We start from the raw sequence: 16,071 nt of genomic DNA on the forward strand, positions 1-16,071 counted from the left end.
TGCACACCGTCACGGCGCTTACGGCAATTCGTACAGCCGGATCACCGCGCCGATGCCGTCGATCTTCTTGACGAGCCGGTAGCGGCTGCCCAGTTCCTTCATGACGATATCGTCCGGGTCGTACAGGTTCGCCAGGCGCTCGACCAGCCAGACGCGCCGGTGGCCTTCTGCGAGCGCACGCACGCGGGCGGCGTCTTCCGGCGCGATGTTCGGCGCGCCCGAGTTGCCCGTGTAGGTGCGTTCCAGTCCCAGCGCGGGGAAGGGGCCGGGCAGGTAGGTCACGGCCGGCCCCGTGCCCGGCTTCATGTAGTAGGCCACGGGCATCTGGATCTCGTTCGGGAAGGCGAGCACCAGGTCGCCGGGACGGCTCTCCTGCCGCAGCTGGGCCAGCGTCTCGCGCCAGTTCTCCGTCTGCGAACGGTAGAAGTTGACGACCGAATAGGCGGACAGCGCGAGGATGACGGCGATGGCCGGCAGGCGCCAGCGCGGGCGCAAGGCGTGGATGCCGAGCGCCAGCAATACCATGCCCAGCGGGGCCAGCCACTCGAACAGGCGCGACAGGAACACGGGCTTGAGCAGGAAGCTGTAGGCGGCCAGGGCCAGGATCGGCAGCGCCAGCACGCAGCCCAGGTGCCAGAAGTGGGCGCGCGCGTGCTTCCACAGCCAGGCAAAGCCGGCCAGCACGAGCAGCGCGACGGGATAATGCATGATCGGCGCGCCGCTGATCACGCTCCACGCGGCGATCGTGTTGGACGGCTTGAACTGGATCCAGTAGCTCAGCTTGGCCATGGCCGCGCTCTGCTTCATCAGCATCGGCACGAACGGCGACCACACGAGCAGCGCGCCGATGCCGGCCAGGCCCACGGCCAGCACCTGCGTGCGGCGCGGCCCGGACGTGCACAGCAGCAGGGCGACGACCATGCCCGTCCAGATGCCGAGGGCGGCGAACACGCCCGTGTTGTGCAGCCACATCGTCACGCCCGTGGACAGTGCCAGGCCGATCGTCCAGGTGCGCAGGCGGCCCGAGGGCCGGACGAACTCGAGGACGAGCATCGCCGAGAAGAACACGGCCAGCGAGCCGCTCAGCGCCTGGATGCCGTAGGGACGCGCCTGCTGGGCGAAATTGATGCTGTAGGCGTTCGTGGCCAGGAACAGGGCCGCGAGCAGGGCCACGCGTTCGGCGCGCGCACCCAGCCGCGCCAGGCGCGCGCAGGCGGGCAGCAGGAACACCGTCAGCACGCTGGCGAGGACGGACATGCTGCGCATCGCCACCTCGCCCGTGCCGAACAGCGCGGTCCAGCCCTTGAGCAGCGTGTAGTAGAACGGCGGATGGGTCTCGTACAGCGGCACGCTGGTCCAGAGTTCGTGCAGGGGCACGGCGGCAAACCAGGCGCTGTAGGTCTCGTCCAGCCACAGCGAGCGGCTGGCCAGCGTGGGCAGGCGCAGCGCCAGCGCGAACAGGGTCACGAGCGCGCACAGCGTCCAGAAGCGCGCGGCGGTCAAGGGGGCGGGACGGTCGACGCTGCGGTGGGCGCCGAGGCCGGCGGCCGTTGCATCAGTGGGATTGGCGAGCTTTGCTGACACGGAAAGTCCACATGGAGTTGATCACATAGGTCGCGCACATCAGGATGGCCGTCACCATCAGCTGGGCCAGGCGGTAGTCCAGGCGCAGGCCGTCGACCAGCACGGCCATCAGGGCGCCGTTGGCGAGGGCGGCCAGGCCCGCGGTGGCGAAGAAGCGCGCGGCCGTGCCCCAGTCGAAGTGGCTGCCCTGACTCCGGAACGTCACGGCCGCGTTCAGCACGAAGTTCACGACGGCGCCGACGACGGCACCCAGCACCGAGGCCGGTACCGGCGCCATCGCGCCCATCGACACGGCCGTCAGCAGGAAGGCATAGTGGGCGGCCGTGCCCGCCGCGCCGACGACGGCGTATAGCAGGAAACGACTGAGCAGGAAGCGCTTGAGCGCCGCGCCGTCACGCATGCGCCGCCGTCCTTTCGTAGCGCTTGCGCACCAGGTACACGGGGCGGCCCTTCGATTCGAGATAGATGCGGCCGACGTATTCGCCCAGCACGCCGATGCCGATCAGCTGGATGCCGCCCAGCAGCAGGATCGCGGTGGCCAGCGACGCATAGCCGGGTACGTCGACGCCGTAGATCATGGTGCGCACGACGAGCCAGATCGCACGGGTCATGGCGAAAATGGCGACGGAGACGCCCAGGTAGGTCCAGATGCGCAGCGGCAGCGTGCTGAAACTGGTAATGCCCTCGAGTGCGAAATTCCACAGCTTCCAGCCGGAGAATTTGGTGGTGCCGGCCGCGCGCGCTTCGCGCTTGTATTCGACCACGGCCGTTTTATAACCGACCCAGGCGAACAGGCCTTTCATGAAGCGGCAGGATTCCGGCAGCGTCTTCAATGCATCGCAGACGCTGCGGGTGAACAGGCGGAAGTCGCCCACGTTTTCCGGAATCGGCACGTCCGACACTTCGTTGTGGATGCGGTAGAACAGCAGGGCCGTCCATTTCTTGAGGGCGGAATCGGATTCGCGGTCGGCACGCTTGGCCAGCACCACTTCATATCCTTCGCGCCACTTGTCGACGAGTTTGCCGATCACTTCCGGCGGATCCTGCAAATCGGCGTCGAACGGCACGATCAGGTCGCCGCGCGCCTCGAAAATGGCGGCCGTGAGCGCCGCTTCCTTGCCGAAATTACGGGTCAGGTCGATCACGCGCACGCGCGCATCGCCCTGGGAAAACGAGACCAGGCATTCCAGCGTGCGGTCGCGGCTGCCGTCGTTGACGCACAGGATCTCGAAACGGATATTCGGAATGGCTTCGAGTTCGGGAATGACCCGCGCAAAGAAATGCGCGATCATTTCTTCCTCGTTATAGAAGGGGACGACCAGCGACAGCAATGGCATGGTATCCATGACCCGCTTCGCCTGCATGGCGTGTTCCGTCATTTCCCCGATAGAAAAGGAACGCTCTACAGGCGGTTCGGCAAGCAGCGTTTCTTTGGACAAGCTCATTTCGGATTCCTCCACATCGGCCTTGGCCTTTATGCATCAGCGAATCCAAAAATAGCACATCCTGCAATATCGTGATTTCACGTTGCAGTGCAATAGGGTGACGATGCCTGCAAGATATGGAATGTTCAGCTCAACAATAAAGTTTTCGAGGATAACCCAGCAATAAAAACGTCGTCCCTGCGAAGGCAGGGACCCAATTTTGCGAGCGCAGCGACAGCGCTCGAGAAATTGGATCCCCGCCTGCGCGGGGACGACGTGTTTGAATACAGCGGCTGGTTTAGAATTTGTGCGACAAGCGCGCAAAATACGCCGCGCCATTCAGGCCGAACTGCACGCTTTCGTACTTGAAGCCGTTATCGGTTTCGTTCGGATCCTGTTCGGTCGGATGCACGTTGAAGATATTCGTGCCGCCCACCGTCAGCTTGGTCTTGTCGCTGAAGGCCCAGGTAAAGGCCAGGTCGGCCGAGGTCTTCGACTTGTAGTGCTGGTTCGGCACCGGCGGGCCCGAGAACGTGCCCAGGGTCTGCGGACCGTAGTTCACGATGCGGAAGTCCGTTTCCAGCTGGCCCAGGATGTAGTCGAAGTCCAGCGTGACCTTGCGGCGCGGGCCGCCTTCCTCGATGAACAGGCGCTCGCGCTCGGACAGCAGCACGTCTTCGTAGCCGGCCAGCGCGGACGGCGCATGCACGCCCGTCACTTCGGTCTTGCTGAAGTTGGCGGCGAGGAAGGTGTTCAGCTTGCCGGCGCCCAGCTGCATGCGGTGCGATGCCGTCAGGTCCAGGCCGCGGGTGCGGGTGTCGACCGAGTTGACGAAGAACTGGGCCTGGCCCACGCCCAGGTTCTGCAGGATCGCGCCCAGCGCCGGGTAGTTGTCGGCATCGAAGCGGCCCGACAGCACGATGCGGTCGTCGATCGCGATCTGGTACAGGTCGGCCGTGACGGAGACCGACGACGTCGGGGTCCAGGTCGCGCCCAGCGTGAAGCTCTTCGACTTTTCTTCCTTCAGCTTCGGAATGCCGGCCGCGTTGGCGACGGTGCCGCCGTTCGGCGCCAGCACCACGTCCAGCGGCACGCCGCTGACGAAGTCGGTGAAGGTCGAGGAGAAGAACACCTGCTGCAGCGACGGCGCGCGGAAGCCCGTGCTGGCCGAGGCGCGCAGCAGGATGTCATCGGTCGGCTTGTACGAGCCGGCCAGCTTGCCGGTGGTGGTCGAGCCGAAGTCGGAATAATGCTCGTAGCGCACGGCGGCCTGCAGCTTGGTGCGCGGCGCCACGTCGGCCTCGAAGTCGAGGTAGGCGGCGCTGCTGTGGCGGTTGCGGTCGGTGGCGTCGCCCGGCTGGAAGCCCGGGAAGCCCTGGCTGCCGGCATTGCCGCCGAAGCCGACGCCGTCGGCGTCGATGTAGGAGCCCGGTTCGCCGGCGAAGATCTTGTAGTTCTCGGCGCGGTACTCGAAGCCGAAGGCCGCGTTCAGGCCGCCCAGCACGCCGTCGTAGAAGCGGCTGAAGTCGGCGTTGGTGGTCAGCTGGCGGAAGGCGAAGCCGCCGGCATTGAACTGCGAGGGGCTGATGCCGCGGCCGCCGTTGATCAGGTCCAGGTTGGCGATCGAGGCATTCAGCGTATGCGCCGTCGTGTAGCGCATGCGGTTGTAGCCGTAGGTCTGCGAGAAGTCGCTGGCCCATTCGCCCAGGCGGGTGCGGTAGCCGATGGTGCCGTAGCGGTCGTCGACGTCGGCGTCGATGAAGGGCACGAAGCCGTTCGGGTACATCGCCTCCGAGTTGCGCGACGGGATGTCGTCGGAGCCGACGCCGCCGCGGGCGAAGGCGGCCGAGGAGGCATCGCGGTCCTGGGCGCCGGCGGTCAGGTACAGCTTGCCCGGGCCGAGGGGGAATTCGCCGTTCAGGTAGACCGTCTTGTTCTTGACCTTGGAGTCGCCGATGATGCGCGGGTTGCCTTCCTCGGCACGGTTCGAGCGGCCGCGGTCCAGGTATTCGCCGGTGATGCCCAGCACGCCGCCGCCGACGGCCACGCCGCAATACGCCGAGGCGAGCCAGTTGGTGCCGTCGCCTTCCGTGTACTGGCCGGCGCCGAGCACGGATTCGCAGCCGAGCGTCTTCTTGAGCTGGATGTCCATCACGCCGGCGATCGCATCGGAACCGTACTGCGCCGCCGCGCCGTCGCGCAGCACCTGCACGTTGCTGATCGCCATCAGCGGGATCGCATTCATGTCGGTGCCCGTGTTGCCGCGGTTGCGCGCGCCGAACAGGTTCACCAGCGCCGTCGTGTGGCGGCGCTTGCCGTTGATCAGCACCAGCGTCTGGTCCGAGCCGAGGCCGCGCAGGGCGGCGGAGTCGACCAGGTCGGCGCCGTCGGCGCCGCTCTGGCGGGTCGAGTTGAACGACGGCGAGATATTGGTCAGCGTCTGCGCCAGGTCGAACTGGCCGCCTTGTTCGGTGACCTTGGTCATCGGGATGTAGTCGACCGGGACGACGGTGTCGGTGGCCGAGTTGTTGCCCACGCGGCGCGAGCCGACGATGTTCACGCTCTGCATGCCGCCATCCTGGGCGGCGCTGGCCGGCGTGACGGCCTGGGTCTGGGCGGTGGCGCTTGGCGCGAGAGCGAACGCCGCGGCGCCGGTCAGGCCAAGCAGGATCGCCTGGCGAATCGGTGTCAGTTTCAAGTAAGTGCTCCCCTGGGAAAAAATGAATCCTAATCAATTAGTCCCAGAGCACCAATTACTTCGTCTCATAAGTACAACAGGTTTGGTTATGCGCGCGAGAATCGCACCACGGATGAGCAAACCCAGCTCATCCGTGGTGCATGGATGCTCAGTCCGTGTGAAATTCTGGCGCCGAGGCGAACAGGTCCCAGGCGGCGATGAACAGCGCCGCGACCACGGGACCGATGACGAAGCCGTCCAGGCCGAACAGCGCCATGCCGCCCAGCGTGGACAGCAGCACGATGTAGTCGGGCATCTTGGTGTCCTTGCCGACGAGCAGGGGGCGCAGCACGTTGTCGACCAGGCCGATGACGACGCCGCCGTAGACGATCAGGCCGATGCCTTCCCACAGCGAGCCGGAGACCATGAAGTAGATGGCGACGGGGCCCCACACGATGGCGGCGCCGACGGCCGGCAGCAGCGACAGGAAGGCCATCACCACGCCCCACAGCAGCGGGCCCTGGACGTCGAGGAACCAGAACGCGATGCCGCCCAGCGCGCCCTGCGCGGCGGCCACCAGCACGTTGCCCTTGACGGTGGCGCGGATCACGGTGGTGAAGTTGTCGAACAGGCGCTGCTTGTACATGCGGCCCAGCGGCACGGCCTGGCGCACGCGGCGCGCCAGGTTGTCGCCGTCGCGCAGCAGGAAGAACAGCAGGTACAGCATGATGGTCAGGCTGACGAGGAAGTCGAGCGTCATGCTGCCGAAGTTCAGCGCGTACTTGCCGACGACCTGGCTGGCCTGGGCCGCGACGGCGGACAGCTTCTGCTGGATGGTCGCGAGGCTGGTCAGCTGGAAGCGTTCCAGCAGGCCGATCATCCAGTCCGGCAGCACGCCGATGACCTGGCGGAAGTAGGCGCCGAAGTCGATGTGGCCGGCACTGACCTTCGCGTACACGGCAACGGCCTGCTGGACCAGCGAGACGCTGATCAGGGCCACGGGGATCAGCACCAGCACCACGATCACGAGCAGCGTGAGCAGCGCGGAACCGTTCTTGCGTTCCACCCCCGTTTTCTCGTTCTTCGTGAGCACGACGAATTTGCGGTACATCGGCGCGAACAGGATGGCCAGCACGACGCCCCAGAACACGGCGCCGGAATAGGGCAGGAGGATCCAGCCGAAAGCGATGGTGATGATGGCGAGGAGGAGCAGGAAGACTTTTTGCTGGAGCGTGTATTCGGTCATGGGGAGGGTGGGATCCGGACAATCATGTGAATCAGATAATACGCTGACCCATGATAGACGATCCGGACGCTGGCGCACGCTGGGAGATGGCGCGTGCGCGCCGCCTCCTGCTCCGGGCGAGGCATGGGCCGGGCGCTAGCCGTCGTCGGCGGCGGACGCCGCGGGCGGCGCGTCCTCTTTCTTGCGCCGGCTGTGGTTCGCCGCCACCACGCCCACGCCCAGCAGGGCCAGGCTCAGCATGGTGCCGATCGAGGGGGCGGACAGCCAGCGCAGCGGCTGCTCGGGCGCCTCCAGCGGCGCCCGGCGCGGCGGATCGGAACCGGACGGCGCCGCGGCCGCCGACGGCGCATCCCCCGCGAACAGCGCGAGCATCTCGCGGATGAAGGCGTCGGCGTCCTGCGGGCCGCGGCTGGTGAGCAGCAGGCCGTCGCGCACCGCGTCCCGGTCCAGCCAGGCGGCGCCGGCATTGACGAGGTCGTCGCGGATGCCGGGCCAGGCCGTCAGCGTGCGGCCGCGCGCCAGGCCGCAGGACACCAGCACCAGCGGCGCATGGGACATCGCGGCGATCGGCTTGCCGAGGGCGTGGAAGTCGCACACGAAGTCGCGCGCCGGCGCCGACTGGCGCAGCAGGTCTGGACCGATGTAGCCGCCCGGGAGCAGCAGGCCGTCGTAGTCGGCGGCGCGCGCCGTGTCGACGGCCGCGTCGACCTTGAGGAGTTCCGCGGACTGGTGCACCTGCATGCCGCGGATGCGGCCGCGGCGCAGGGCGAGGAGGGTGGCCTAGGCGCCGGCGTGCCTGAGCGCCGCGAGGCCGGCTTCCAGTTCGGCCTGCTCGAAGCCGTCGGCGGCGAGCACGGCGATACGTTTGCCGGCGAGTCTGTCTGAATCCGTCATGGTATCTCCCGTGGACATGCAGCAGAGTCGTCAGGGAGGGATTTAGTTCCGGCGGATGAGCGCGAAATGGTGGCGCAATAAGCACGTCGTCCCTGCGCAGGCAGGGACCCAGTTTCGCATGCGCAGCCGATGTGCGAACAAAATTGGGTCCCTGCCTGCGCAGGGACGACGGTTATGCGCAGGGACGACGGTTATTGGCGCTGCCGTCCGATCATGCCATGAAGTCGAACAGCGACATCGGCTTCGTCAACCCCGCGCCGAACAGCGAGCTGCCGCCGGTACCGGCCGACGCGTACTGCTGCACCAGCAGGCTGGCCTGGCGGTTGATGGTGTCGGCGACCTGCTGCTTTTGGGTGTTGAGCTTGTCGACCTCGGCCTGCACCGTGGCAGCCTGGCTGGCGAGGGTACCGCCCTTGCTCATCTGCTGCGTGATGCGGGTCGCGAACTGGTCGGCCAGGCCCGTGCCGGACTTGCCGAACAGCTGCGTGACCTTGTCCGGGTCGGCGGCGATGGCCGCGTTCAGCTTGGCCTCGTCCAGCACCAGGCCGTTGCCCTTGCGCGTGATGCCCATGTCGGCCAGCGCCTTCGGGTCGGCCGCGTCGAGGATCCCGCCCAGCTGGTTCTGGACCTGGATGATGGCGGCGTCGCCGTCCGCATCGCCCGTCTTCAGGCCGGCGACCTTGGTGTTCATCGTATTGAGCGCGCCGACGAAATCCTTGATGTTGGCGGCGATGGCGGACGGTTCGCGCTTGACGGCGACCTCGCTCTTGCCCGTCGCCGTGAAGCCCAGCGAGACGCCGGCGATCGCCGTGTCCGACTTGTTGGTGCTGGACGTGAACGCCTTGCCGTCGACGGTGAACTGCGCGTCCTGGGCCGCGACCTTCTGCGTCATCGCGCTGTTCACGTCCGGGCCGTAGGACAGCAAGCCCGTCATGACGGGGTCGCCCGCCACGCTGATGCGCATGTCATTCGCCGCGCCGGTCTTGCCGGTCAGGCTCAGCGAATAGCCCTTGCCGTCCTGGACCACCTTGGCATCGAGGCCGGCGTCGCGCATGGCCTGGGCGATGCCGTCGAGCGTGTTGTTGCTGCCGTCGATGCGGACCGTCGTCGTCGTGGCATTGCTGCCCGTGCCCGTCTGGACCTTGATCACGGTGGCGGAACCGGTGCCGAGCGCCGCGCCCTTGTCGGGCAGCGCCTTGGTGGCCAGCTGCTGGCCCTGGGCGAGCTGCTTGACCTCCACCGCATGGCTGCCGGCGGCCGCATCCTTGGACGTCAGCTGGGCGCCGACGGCCTTGCCGCTGGACGTGGCCGCCATGTCGAGCTTGTCGGACGACAGCTTGCCGGCGCTGGTGCGGAAGTCGTCCAGCGCCAGCGCCAGCTTGCCGAGGCCGGACAGGCGCGCGCCGTCGCGCGTCAGTTGCGCATCGATGTGCTTGATGCCGGGATTCTGCGCCAGCAGCGACTTGGTCGCCGAGGTGTACAGGTCGGACAGGCCGTTCGTGCCGCCGAGGCCCAGGGTCGAGGATGAGATGGAGGTCGTCATATTGCCATTATGCGCCTCGATCTTGTCAATTTATGTAATGAATAGCACCCGAATGTCCGTTTAATTCAAGGCATCTCGAAAACCGTCGCGAGCGGCAGCAATGGTGGTCGAGAAGCCCAGCTGTACGCGAGTACAGCGAGCATCGGAGACCGCCAGTGCAACGCGCAGTAGGTTTTCGAGTTGTCTTTAAGGGGATGGCAGGGTTGCGACATGCGCCAGCACGGCGTCTTGGCGCCCTTGCGCGACCAGTTGCGCGGGCGTGGCGCCGTCGAAGGCGGCCAGCGGCGCGTTCATCCAGGCGTCGGCCGCATCGTCGCTGCCGGCGATGGGGCGCACGGCGTGCATGACGGTGTAATAGGCCTGCGCCTTGCGCGACTGGTCCTGGAAGCGCGCCTGCAGCGCGGCGAAGGCGTCGGTGGAGAGGGGTTTGTCTTGTTCCATCCGCGCAGTGTAACTCACATGAATGCCGCGGCGCCGCCGACCAGCAGCGCCGGACCGTCGATGCGGGTGCGGATCAGGCAGTCACGGCCGACGGCCCGGCCCTGGTACAGCACCAGGCTGCGGCCCAGTGCGGCCGCCAGGGCGCCTGCCCCCACGCCCGTCGCGGCATCTTCCAGCGCCGGGTCCAGGTGGTTGAAGTTGCGGCCCTCGTAGACGTCATCCTTGCAGCGGCACCAGGCATAGATGCCGTTGATGCCGTGCTGCTTGCTCCAGGCCGCGATCCAGGCCAGGTCGGGCTGCAATGCGTACAACGTGGCGGCATCGCGCACCTCGGCCAGCAGCTTGGGACTGCCGACCGAGGCCACGCGCGGCGGCGCGGCAAGCAGTGACGCCGCGGGCGCGGCACCCAGCAGCGCCGCCGCCTGCTCGGGCGTGACGTCCACCTGCGGCGCCGGCTGGGCGGCCAGGCGCACGAAGTAATCGTCTCCCTCGCGCAACAGCACCAGGCGCTGGCCCTGCATGGCCGTTTCGACCGTGATGGCGCTTGCATCGGGCGTGCGGCGGAACAGCACGGCCGCCACGGCCAGCGTCGCATGCAGGCACAAGGGACTGCGCATGTGCGGGTACCAGTAATCGACGCGCACCGGGCCACCATCCCCGTCTTCGTCGATGAAGACGCAGGTCGTGTCGCGCTCGTGCGCCAGGCGCTGGCGTACTTCTGGCGAGGGATCGCCCCCTTCGACGACCAGCGCCGGGTTGCCTTCGCCCGGTCGCGCACCGAAGCAAATCAACGCATGGATGTGCATGTTTCTCAATTGTCGGGTCCGTAAGTTATACTGTGTTTTTATACAGTAGTATTTTTGACCGGGTTCATTTTAACTTGCCGCAAACCGTCCATCGATGCCTAACGATCCACCTTCCGCGCAGGGATTGCCTGCCTATGCCGAGCTGTTCTGCCTGTCGAACTTCTCCTTCCTGCAAGGGGCGTCGCATGCGGAAGAGCTGGTGGCACGCGCGGTGGAACTGGGGTATGCGGCGCTGGCGCTGACCGACGAGTGCTCGTTGGCCGGCGTCGTGCGCGCCCATGCGGAAGCCAAGCGCGCCGGCCTGCCGTTCATCGTCGGCGCGCACTTCCACCTCGTGCAGCCGGACGGCTCGCCCGCCTTGTCGATGATCCTGCTGGCCCAGAACCGCAACGGCTACGGCAACCTGTGCGAACTGGTCACGCTGGGACGCACGCGCAGCGAGAAGGGCAGCTACCTGCTGCGCCCCGCGGACCTCGATGCGCCACCGGACCACCTGTCCCACCTGGCCGGCATGCCGGACTGCCTGGCGATCCTGCTGCCCGCGTATCCCGGCCACGAACCGGCCGACGTCGACCGCCTGCACGTGCAGGCGGCGTGGCTCGCGCAGACGTTTCCCGGACGGGCCTGGATCGGCCTGAACCTGCTGCACCGCGCCTTCGACGAGCCGCACCGCATGGCCGTCGAGGAAGTCGGCTGGCAGCACGGCCTGCCGATCGTCGCCGTGGGCCACGTCGTGATGCACGTGCGCTCCAGGAAGCCCTTGCAGGACACGCTCAGCGCCGTACGCATCGGCAAGCCCGTCACCGAATGCGGCTACCAGCTGGCGCAGAACGCCGAACAGCACCTGCGCTCGCGCGTGCGCCTGGCCAACATCTATCCGCGCGCGGCGCTGCTGGAAACGATCCGCATCGTGCGCAAGTGCACGTTCTCGCTGGACGAGCTGCGCTACGAATATCCGGACGAAGTGGTCCCGGCCGGCCACACGGCCGCCAGCTACCTGCGCCGCGAGACCTGGGCCGGCGCGCACCGGCGCTTCCGCGAAGGCATCCCGGCGAAGGTGCAGGCCCAGATCGAGCACGAGCTGGCACTGATCGCCGAGATGCGCTACGAGCACTACTTCCTCACCGTCTACGACATCGTGCGCTACGCGCGCTCGCAGCACATCCTGTGCCAGGGCCGCGGCTCGGCCGCCAACTCGGCGGTGTGCTACTGCCTGGGCATCACGGAAGTCGATCCGGCACGTGCCAATTTATTGTTTGAACGGTTTATCTCGAAAGAGAGGAATGAACCGCCCGACATCGACGTCGACTTCGAGCACCAGCGGCGCGAGGAGGTCATCCAGTACATCTACCGCAAGTACGGGCGCACGCGCGCGGCATTGGCGGCGGTGGTCATCAGCTACCGGCCCAAGAGCGCGCTGCGCGACAGCGGCCGGGCGCTGGGCGTGGACCTGGCCATCGTCGACAAGGTCTGCAAGCAGCACCACTGGTTCGACAGCAAGGCCGACCTGCTGAACCGCCTGGCCGAGAGCGGCCTCGATCCGGAAGCGCCGCTGTCGCAGCAATGGGCGTCGCTGGCCCAGCGCCTGCTCGGCTTCCCGCGCCATTTGTCGCAGCATCCGGGCGGCTTCGTGATGGCGCGCGGCCAGCTCTCGCGCCTCGTTCCCATCGAGAACGCGACGATGGCCGAGCGCAGCGTGATCCAGTGGGACAAGGACGACCTCGAGGAACTGGGCCTGATGAAGGTCGACGTGCTGGCGCTGGGCATGCTGTCGATGCTGCGCCGCGGCCTGGAACTGGTGAGCCTGCGGCGCGGCACCGTGTTCGAGATGCAGGACATTCCGCACGACGACAAGGCCACCTACGACATGATCTGCAGGGCCGATACGGTCGGCGTCTTCCAGATCGAATCGCGCGCGCAGATGAGCATGCTGCCGCGCATGAAGCCGCGCCAGTTCTACGACCTGGTGATCGAGGTGGCGATCGTGCGTCCCGGACCGATCCAGGGCGGCATGGTGCATCCCTACCTGAAGCGGCGCGAGCAGAAGGAACCCGTCGTCTATCCGAGCCCGGACATGAAGATCGCGCTGGAGCGCACGCTGGGCGTGCCGATCTTCCAGGAACAGGTGATGCAGGTGGCGATCCTGGCCGCCGGTTTCTCCCCGGGCGAGGCCGACCAGCTGCGCCGCGCCATGGCGGCCTGGAAGCGCAAGGGCGGGCTCGAGCGCTACTACGAGCGCATCGTCGGCGGCATGATGAAGAAGGGTTACGACATGGCGTTCGCCGAGCAGATCTTCAGCCAGATCCAGGGCTTCGGCGAATACGGCTTCCCCGAATCGCACGCGGCCAGCTTCGCGCTGCTGGCCTACGCCAGCTCGTGGATGAAGTGCCACGAACCGGCCGCCTTCCTGTGCGCGCTCCTCAACAGCCAGCCGATGGGTTTCTACAGTCCGTCGCAACTGGTGCAGGACGCGGTCCGCCACGGCATCGAGGTGCGTCCCGTCGACGTGACGGTCAGCGGCTGGGAGTCGGCACTGGAGGACCTGCACGATACGGCGCGCGCACAGCCGCCGGTGCGCCTGGGCCTGCACATGCTGCGCGGCCTGAAGCAGGAAGCGGGAGAACGCATCGAGCTGGCGCGCACGATCCGGCCGTTCGCCAGCGTCGCCGACCTGGCGCGGCGCGCCTCGCTCGACCGCCACGACCTGCAGGTACTGGCCGGCGGCAACGCGCTTGTCGGCCTGGCCGGCCACCGCCGCCAGGCGCTGTGGGAAGCGGTGGGCGCCGTGCCCGACCGCGACCTGCTGCGCCCCACGGTGCCCATCGAAGACACGCCGGCGTTGGCCGCGCCGTCGGAAGGCGCGGAAATCGTCGGCGACTACCGCGCCCAGGGCCTGACGCTGGGCCGCCATCCGCTGGCGCTGCTGCGCAAGCAGCTATTGGCCAAGCGCTTCCTGCCGGCCGAGGTGCTGATGGATTTCCAGAACGGCCAGCTGGCCCGCGCCTGCGGCATCGTCACCGTGCGCCAGCGTCCCGGCACGGCCAAGGGCGTGCTGTTCCTGACCATCGAGGACGAGACGGGCAACATCAACGTGATCGTGTGGGCCAGCCTGGTCGAGCAGCAGCGGCGCGAGGTGCTGAACGCGTCGTTGCTGGGCGTGTACGGGATCTGGCAGCGGGAAGGGGAGGTCAGGCACCTGGTCGCCAAGCGCCTGGTGGACATGTCGCACCTGCTGGGCAGCCTGGATACGCGCAGCAGGGATTTTTGCTAGGCGTTCCGGACTGCCGTGCGGCTAGGCGATCGCGCGCCCGAAGCTGGCCCCGAATCGTGCGGTCGGACGGACCACTCCAGCGTTCGCCGTATGGCCCCTGCTGGGGATGGAGCAAACGGGCGCAGGCGGCGGCCCGTCCGGGCGCACCACGCCGTCGACGACCCATCTCCGGTCCGCTCACCGGTCGTCGTCCGCTTGCCGGCAGCGCCTTCGCCGTGCGCGCCGCCGCGATGGCCGCGTCCAGCGTCGGGATGCCGGTCTCGACGGCGATGCCGTGGCGCGCTGTAAGGATTGTTAAACTCGAACGCCCCTGTTAGGCTGAAAGCGAGGCACCCAGCGATTCGTGCCCGCAAGCGATGTCCTCTTCCCCACCTCCGAAGTACGTTCAAAGAAGCGAGTTCCATGAAGCCTTCCCAGATCCTCCGCCACACCCTCATTGCCACCGCCATGGCCGGCGCCGCCGCCCACGCCGCCTCGCTGCCGGCCCCGTTTGCCGCCCAGCTGAACGCCGACTACCCGAAACTGGAAACCTTCTACCAAGACCTGCATGCCAATCCGGAACTGGGTTTCAACGAGAAGCAGACGGCCGCCAAGCTGGCCGAACGCGCCAGGGCGCTCGGCTTCGAGGTGACGACCGGCGTCGGCGGCACTGGCGTGGTCGCGCTCCTGCGCAACGGTCCCGGCCCGACCGTGATGCTGCGCACCGAGATGGACGCGCTGCCGGTGCTGGAAAAGACCGGCCTGCCGTTCGCCAGCAAGGTGACGACGAAGAATGCGGCCGGCGATACCGTGCCGGTGGCGCATGCCTGCGGCCACGACCTGCACATGTCGGCCTGGTACGGCACGGCGAAACTGATGGCGGAAAACCGCAAGGCCTGGAGCGGCACGTTGATGCTCGTGGGCCAGCCGTCGGAGGAGCCGCTGACCGGCGCCGCCGCCATGCTCAAGGACGGCCTGTTCACGCGCTTCCCGAAGCCGGACTACGCGCTATCGATGCATGACGACGCCAGCATGGCCTCGGGCACGATCATGTGGCATGCCGGCCCGTTCCGCGCCTCGGCGGACACCGTCACCATCACCATGTTCGGCCAGGGCGGCCACGGCGCCGTGCCGCACGAGACGCGCGATCCGGTCGTGATGGCCGCGCGCCTCGTGCTGGCGCTGCAGACCCTGGTATCGCGCGAGAACAATCCGCTCGATCCGGTCGTCATCACCGTCGGCAGCATCCAGGGCGGTACCCAGGCGAACATCGTGCCGGACCAGGTCAAGCTGGCGCTGACGGTGCGCACCTTCCGTCCGGAGGTGCGCCAGCGCGTGCTGGCCAGCATCGCGCGCGAAGCGAAGGGGGAAGCGATCGCCGCCGGCGCGCCGAAGGAGCCGCTGGTCGACGTCAAGCCGGGGACGGATTCGGTCTACAACGATCCGGAGCTGATGGCGCGCGCCGTCAAGGCCGTGACGGCGGCCGTCGGTCCCGAGTTCGTGAAGGAGATGCCGGCCAAGATGACGTCGGAAGACTTCGCGATGTACGGCCAGCAGCCGGGCGTGAAGGCTCTCCTGATCCACGTCGGCGCCGTCGATGCCGCGCGCCTGGACGCGGCGAAGAAGGCCGGCCAGCCGCTGCCGGGGACGCACTCGCCGCAGTGGGCGCCGGACCTGAAGCCGACGCTGACCAATACGATCAAGGCCGAAACGGCGATCCTGCTCGACCTGATGGCGCCGAAGCGCTGATGTGGCGGCGGCGCGCGCTCACGCGGCGCGCGTCGTTCCGTAGTGGGCGTGCACGGCGTCCATCCAGCCCTGGTCGGCCATGTTCGGCCAGTGGTCGGTGTCGAAGCCGGGCGCCGCATCGATGCGGTCCTTGGACACGTCCATCGTGAAGCGCTTGTTTTTCGTGTCGAGCGTAAGCGCCTGCCAGGGCACGGCGAACAGTTTTTCGCCGATGCCCAGGAAGCGGCTGGCCGACATCACGGCATAGGCGATGCTGCCGGTGTGCATGTCGACCATGAATTCCTTGATGACGCCCAGGTGTTCGTTCTGCAGGTTGTGGACATGGTCGCCGATCAGGGTATTCGCGCCCATCAATTCCGGGCCCGGTCCCTTGCCGTGCTTGTTCCTGTACATGCCATAGTCGTCGCGTTCCTCGTAGGACATTTTCTGCCTCCTGTGTTGGGATGGGAAGGATAAC

General features: G+C 67.2%; 12 protein-coding genes. 2 read left to right on the forward strand and 10 right to left on the reverse strand.

Translation table 11 applies throughout. The features are described from left to right. Window positions 1-18: 18 nt before the first annotated feature. The 9 genes from ACI1V7_RS01395 to ACI1V7_RS01435 all read right to left on the reverse strand — a co-directional run bounded on the left by ACI1V7_RS01395 (window position 19) and on the right by ACI1V7_RS01435 (window position 10,615). Window positions 19-1,584, reverse strand: a complete 1,566-nt coding sequence (locus ACI1V7_RS01395) for a glycosyltransferase family 39 protein (RefSeq protein ID WP_404530003.1) — start codon at window positions 1,582-1,584, stop codon at window positions 19-21. Continuing rightward, window positions 1,556-1,984, reverse strand: coding sequence for a GtrA family protein (locus ACI1V7_RS01400; protein ID WP_404530004.1), 429 nt, complete (start codon window positions 1,982-1,984; stop codon window positions 1,556-1,558). The genes ACI1V7_RS01395 and ACI1V7_RS01400 overlap by 29 nt, the downstream gene beginning before the upstream one ends. Beyond that, complete coding sequence (locus ACI1V7_RS01405; RefSeq protein WP_404530005.1) at window positions 1,977-2,930, reverse strand: glycosyltransferase family 2 protein; 954 nt, start codon at window positions 2,928-2,930, stop codon at window positions 1,977-1,979. The genes ACI1V7_RS01400 and ACI1V7_RS01405 overlap by 8 nt, the downstream gene beginning before the upstream one ends. A 376-nt stretch (window positions 2,931-3,306) precedes the next feature. Then, window positions 3,307-5,706: a TonB-dependent receptor plug domain-containing protein gene (locus ACI1V7_RS01410; protein WP_404530006.1), complete on the reverse strand. Its 2,400-nt coding sequence runs from the start codon at window positions 5,704-5,706 to the stop codon at window positions 3,307-3,309. A gap of 148 nt (window positions 5,707-5,854) precedes the next feature. After that, entirely contained in the window at window positions 5,855-6,931 is a 1,077-nt protein-coding gene (locus tag ACI1V7_RS01415; protein ID WP_404530007.1) for an AI-2E family transporter, read from the reverse strand. A 135-nt stretch (window positions 6,932-7,066) separates the two neighbouring features. Beyond that, complete coding sequence (locus tag ACI1V7_RS01420) at window positions 7,067-7,666, reverse strand: DJ-1/PfpI family protein (RefSeq protein ID WP_404530008.1); 600 nt, start codon at window positions 7,664-7,666, stop codon at window positions 7,067-7,069. Window positions 7,667-8,036: 370 nt separating this feature from the next. After that, window positions 8,037-9,368, reverse strand: a complete 1,332-nt coding sequence (gene fliD, locus ACI1V7_RS01425; protein ID WP_404530009.1) for a flagellar filament capping protein FliD — start codon at window positions 9,366-9,368, stop codon at window positions 8,037-8,039. Between the two features lie 186 nt (window positions 9,369-9,554). Further along, window positions 9,555-9,809, reverse strand: coding sequence for an antitoxin Xre/MbcA/ParS toxin-binding domain-containing protein (locus ACI1V7_RS01430; RefSeq protein ID WP_404530010.1), 255 nt, complete (start codon window positions 9,807-9,809; stop codon window positions 9,555-9,557). Between the two features lie 14 nt (window positions 9,810-9,823). Then, the gene (locus ACI1V7_RS01435; protein ID WP_404530011.1) at window positions 9,824-10,615 is read right to left on the reverse strand and encodes a PhzF family phenazine biosynthesis protein; all 792 of its coding nucleotides are present in this window, start codon (window positions 10,613-10,615) and stop codon (window positions 9,824-9,826) included. A 94-nt stretch (window positions 10,616-10,709) separates the two neighbouring features. Between ACI1V7_RS01435 and ACI1V7_RS01440 the strand changes: the two genes are divergently transcribed. Both ACI1V7_RS01440 and ACI1V7_RS01445 read left to right on the forward strand, forming a co-directional pair. After that, window positions 10,710-13,886, forward strand: a complete 3,177-nt coding sequence (locus ACI1V7_RS01440) for an error-prone DNA polymerase (RefSeq protein WP_404530012.1) — start codon at window positions 10,710-10,712, stop codon at window positions 13,884-13,886. A gap of 402 nt (window positions 13,887-14,288) precedes the next feature. Beyond that, complete coding sequence (locus ACI1V7_RS01445; protein ID WP_404530013.1) at window positions 14,289-15,614, forward strand: amidohydrolase; 1,326 nt, start codon at window positions 14,289-14,291, stop codon at window positions 15,612-15,614. 18 nt (window positions 15,615-15,632) lie between these two features. Here ACI1V7_RS01445 and ACI1V7_RS01450 read toward each other — a convergent pair whose 3' ends face one another. After that, entirely contained in the window at window positions 15,633-16,037 is a 405-nt protein-coding gene (locus ACI1V7_RS01450; protein WP_404530014.1) for a PRC-barrel domain-containing protein, read from the reverse strand. Window positions 16,038-16,071 lie beyond the last annotated feature (34 nt).

It is taken from the genome of Massilia paldalensis (assembly GCF_044901715.1).
GTDB classification, from domain to species: domain Bacteria; phylum Pseudomonadota; class Gammaproteobacteria; order Burkholderiales; family Burkholderiaceae_D; genus Telluria; species Telluria paldalensis.

Bases quoted from the DNA above. Each gene is read 5' to 3' on its own strand.
- ACI1V7_RS01400 (WP_404530004.1), bottom strand. From the start codon at position 1,984: ATGCGTGACGGCGCGGCGCTCAAGCGCTTCCTGCTCAGTCGTTTCCTG.
- ACI1V7_RS01405 (WP_404530005.1), bottom strand. From the start codon at position 2,930: ATGGATACCATGCCATTGCTGTCGCTGGTCGTCCCCTTCTATAACGAG.
- ACI1V7_RS01415 (WP_404530007.1), bottom strand. From the start codon at position 6,931: ATGACCGAATACACGCTCCAGCAAAAAGTCTTCCTGCTCCTCCTCGCC.
- fliD (WP_404530009.1), bottom strand. From the start codon at position 9,368: ATGACGACCTCCATCTCATCCTCGACCCTGGGCCTCGGCGGCACGAAC.
- ACI1V7_RS01430 (WP_404530010.1), bottom strand. From the start codon at position 9,809: ATGGAACAAGACAAACCCCTCTCCACCGACGCCTTCGCCGCGCTGCAG.
- ACI1V7_RS01435 (WP_404530011.1), bottom strand. From the start codon at position 10,615: ATGCACATCCATGCGTTGATTTGCTTCGGTGCGCGACCGGGCGAAGGC.
- ACI1V7_RS01440 (WP_404530012.1), top strand. From the start codon at position 10,710: ATGCCTAACGATCCACCTTCCGCGCAGGGATTGCCTGCCTATGCCGAG.
- ACI1V7_RS01445 (WP_404530013.1), top strand. From the start codon at position 14,289: ATGAAGCCTTCCCAGATCCTCCGCCACACCCTCATTGCCACCGCCATG.
- ACI1V7_RS01450 (WP_404530014.1), bottom strand. From the start codon at position 16,037: ATGTCCTACGAGGAACGCGACGACTATGGCATGTACAGGAACAAGCAC.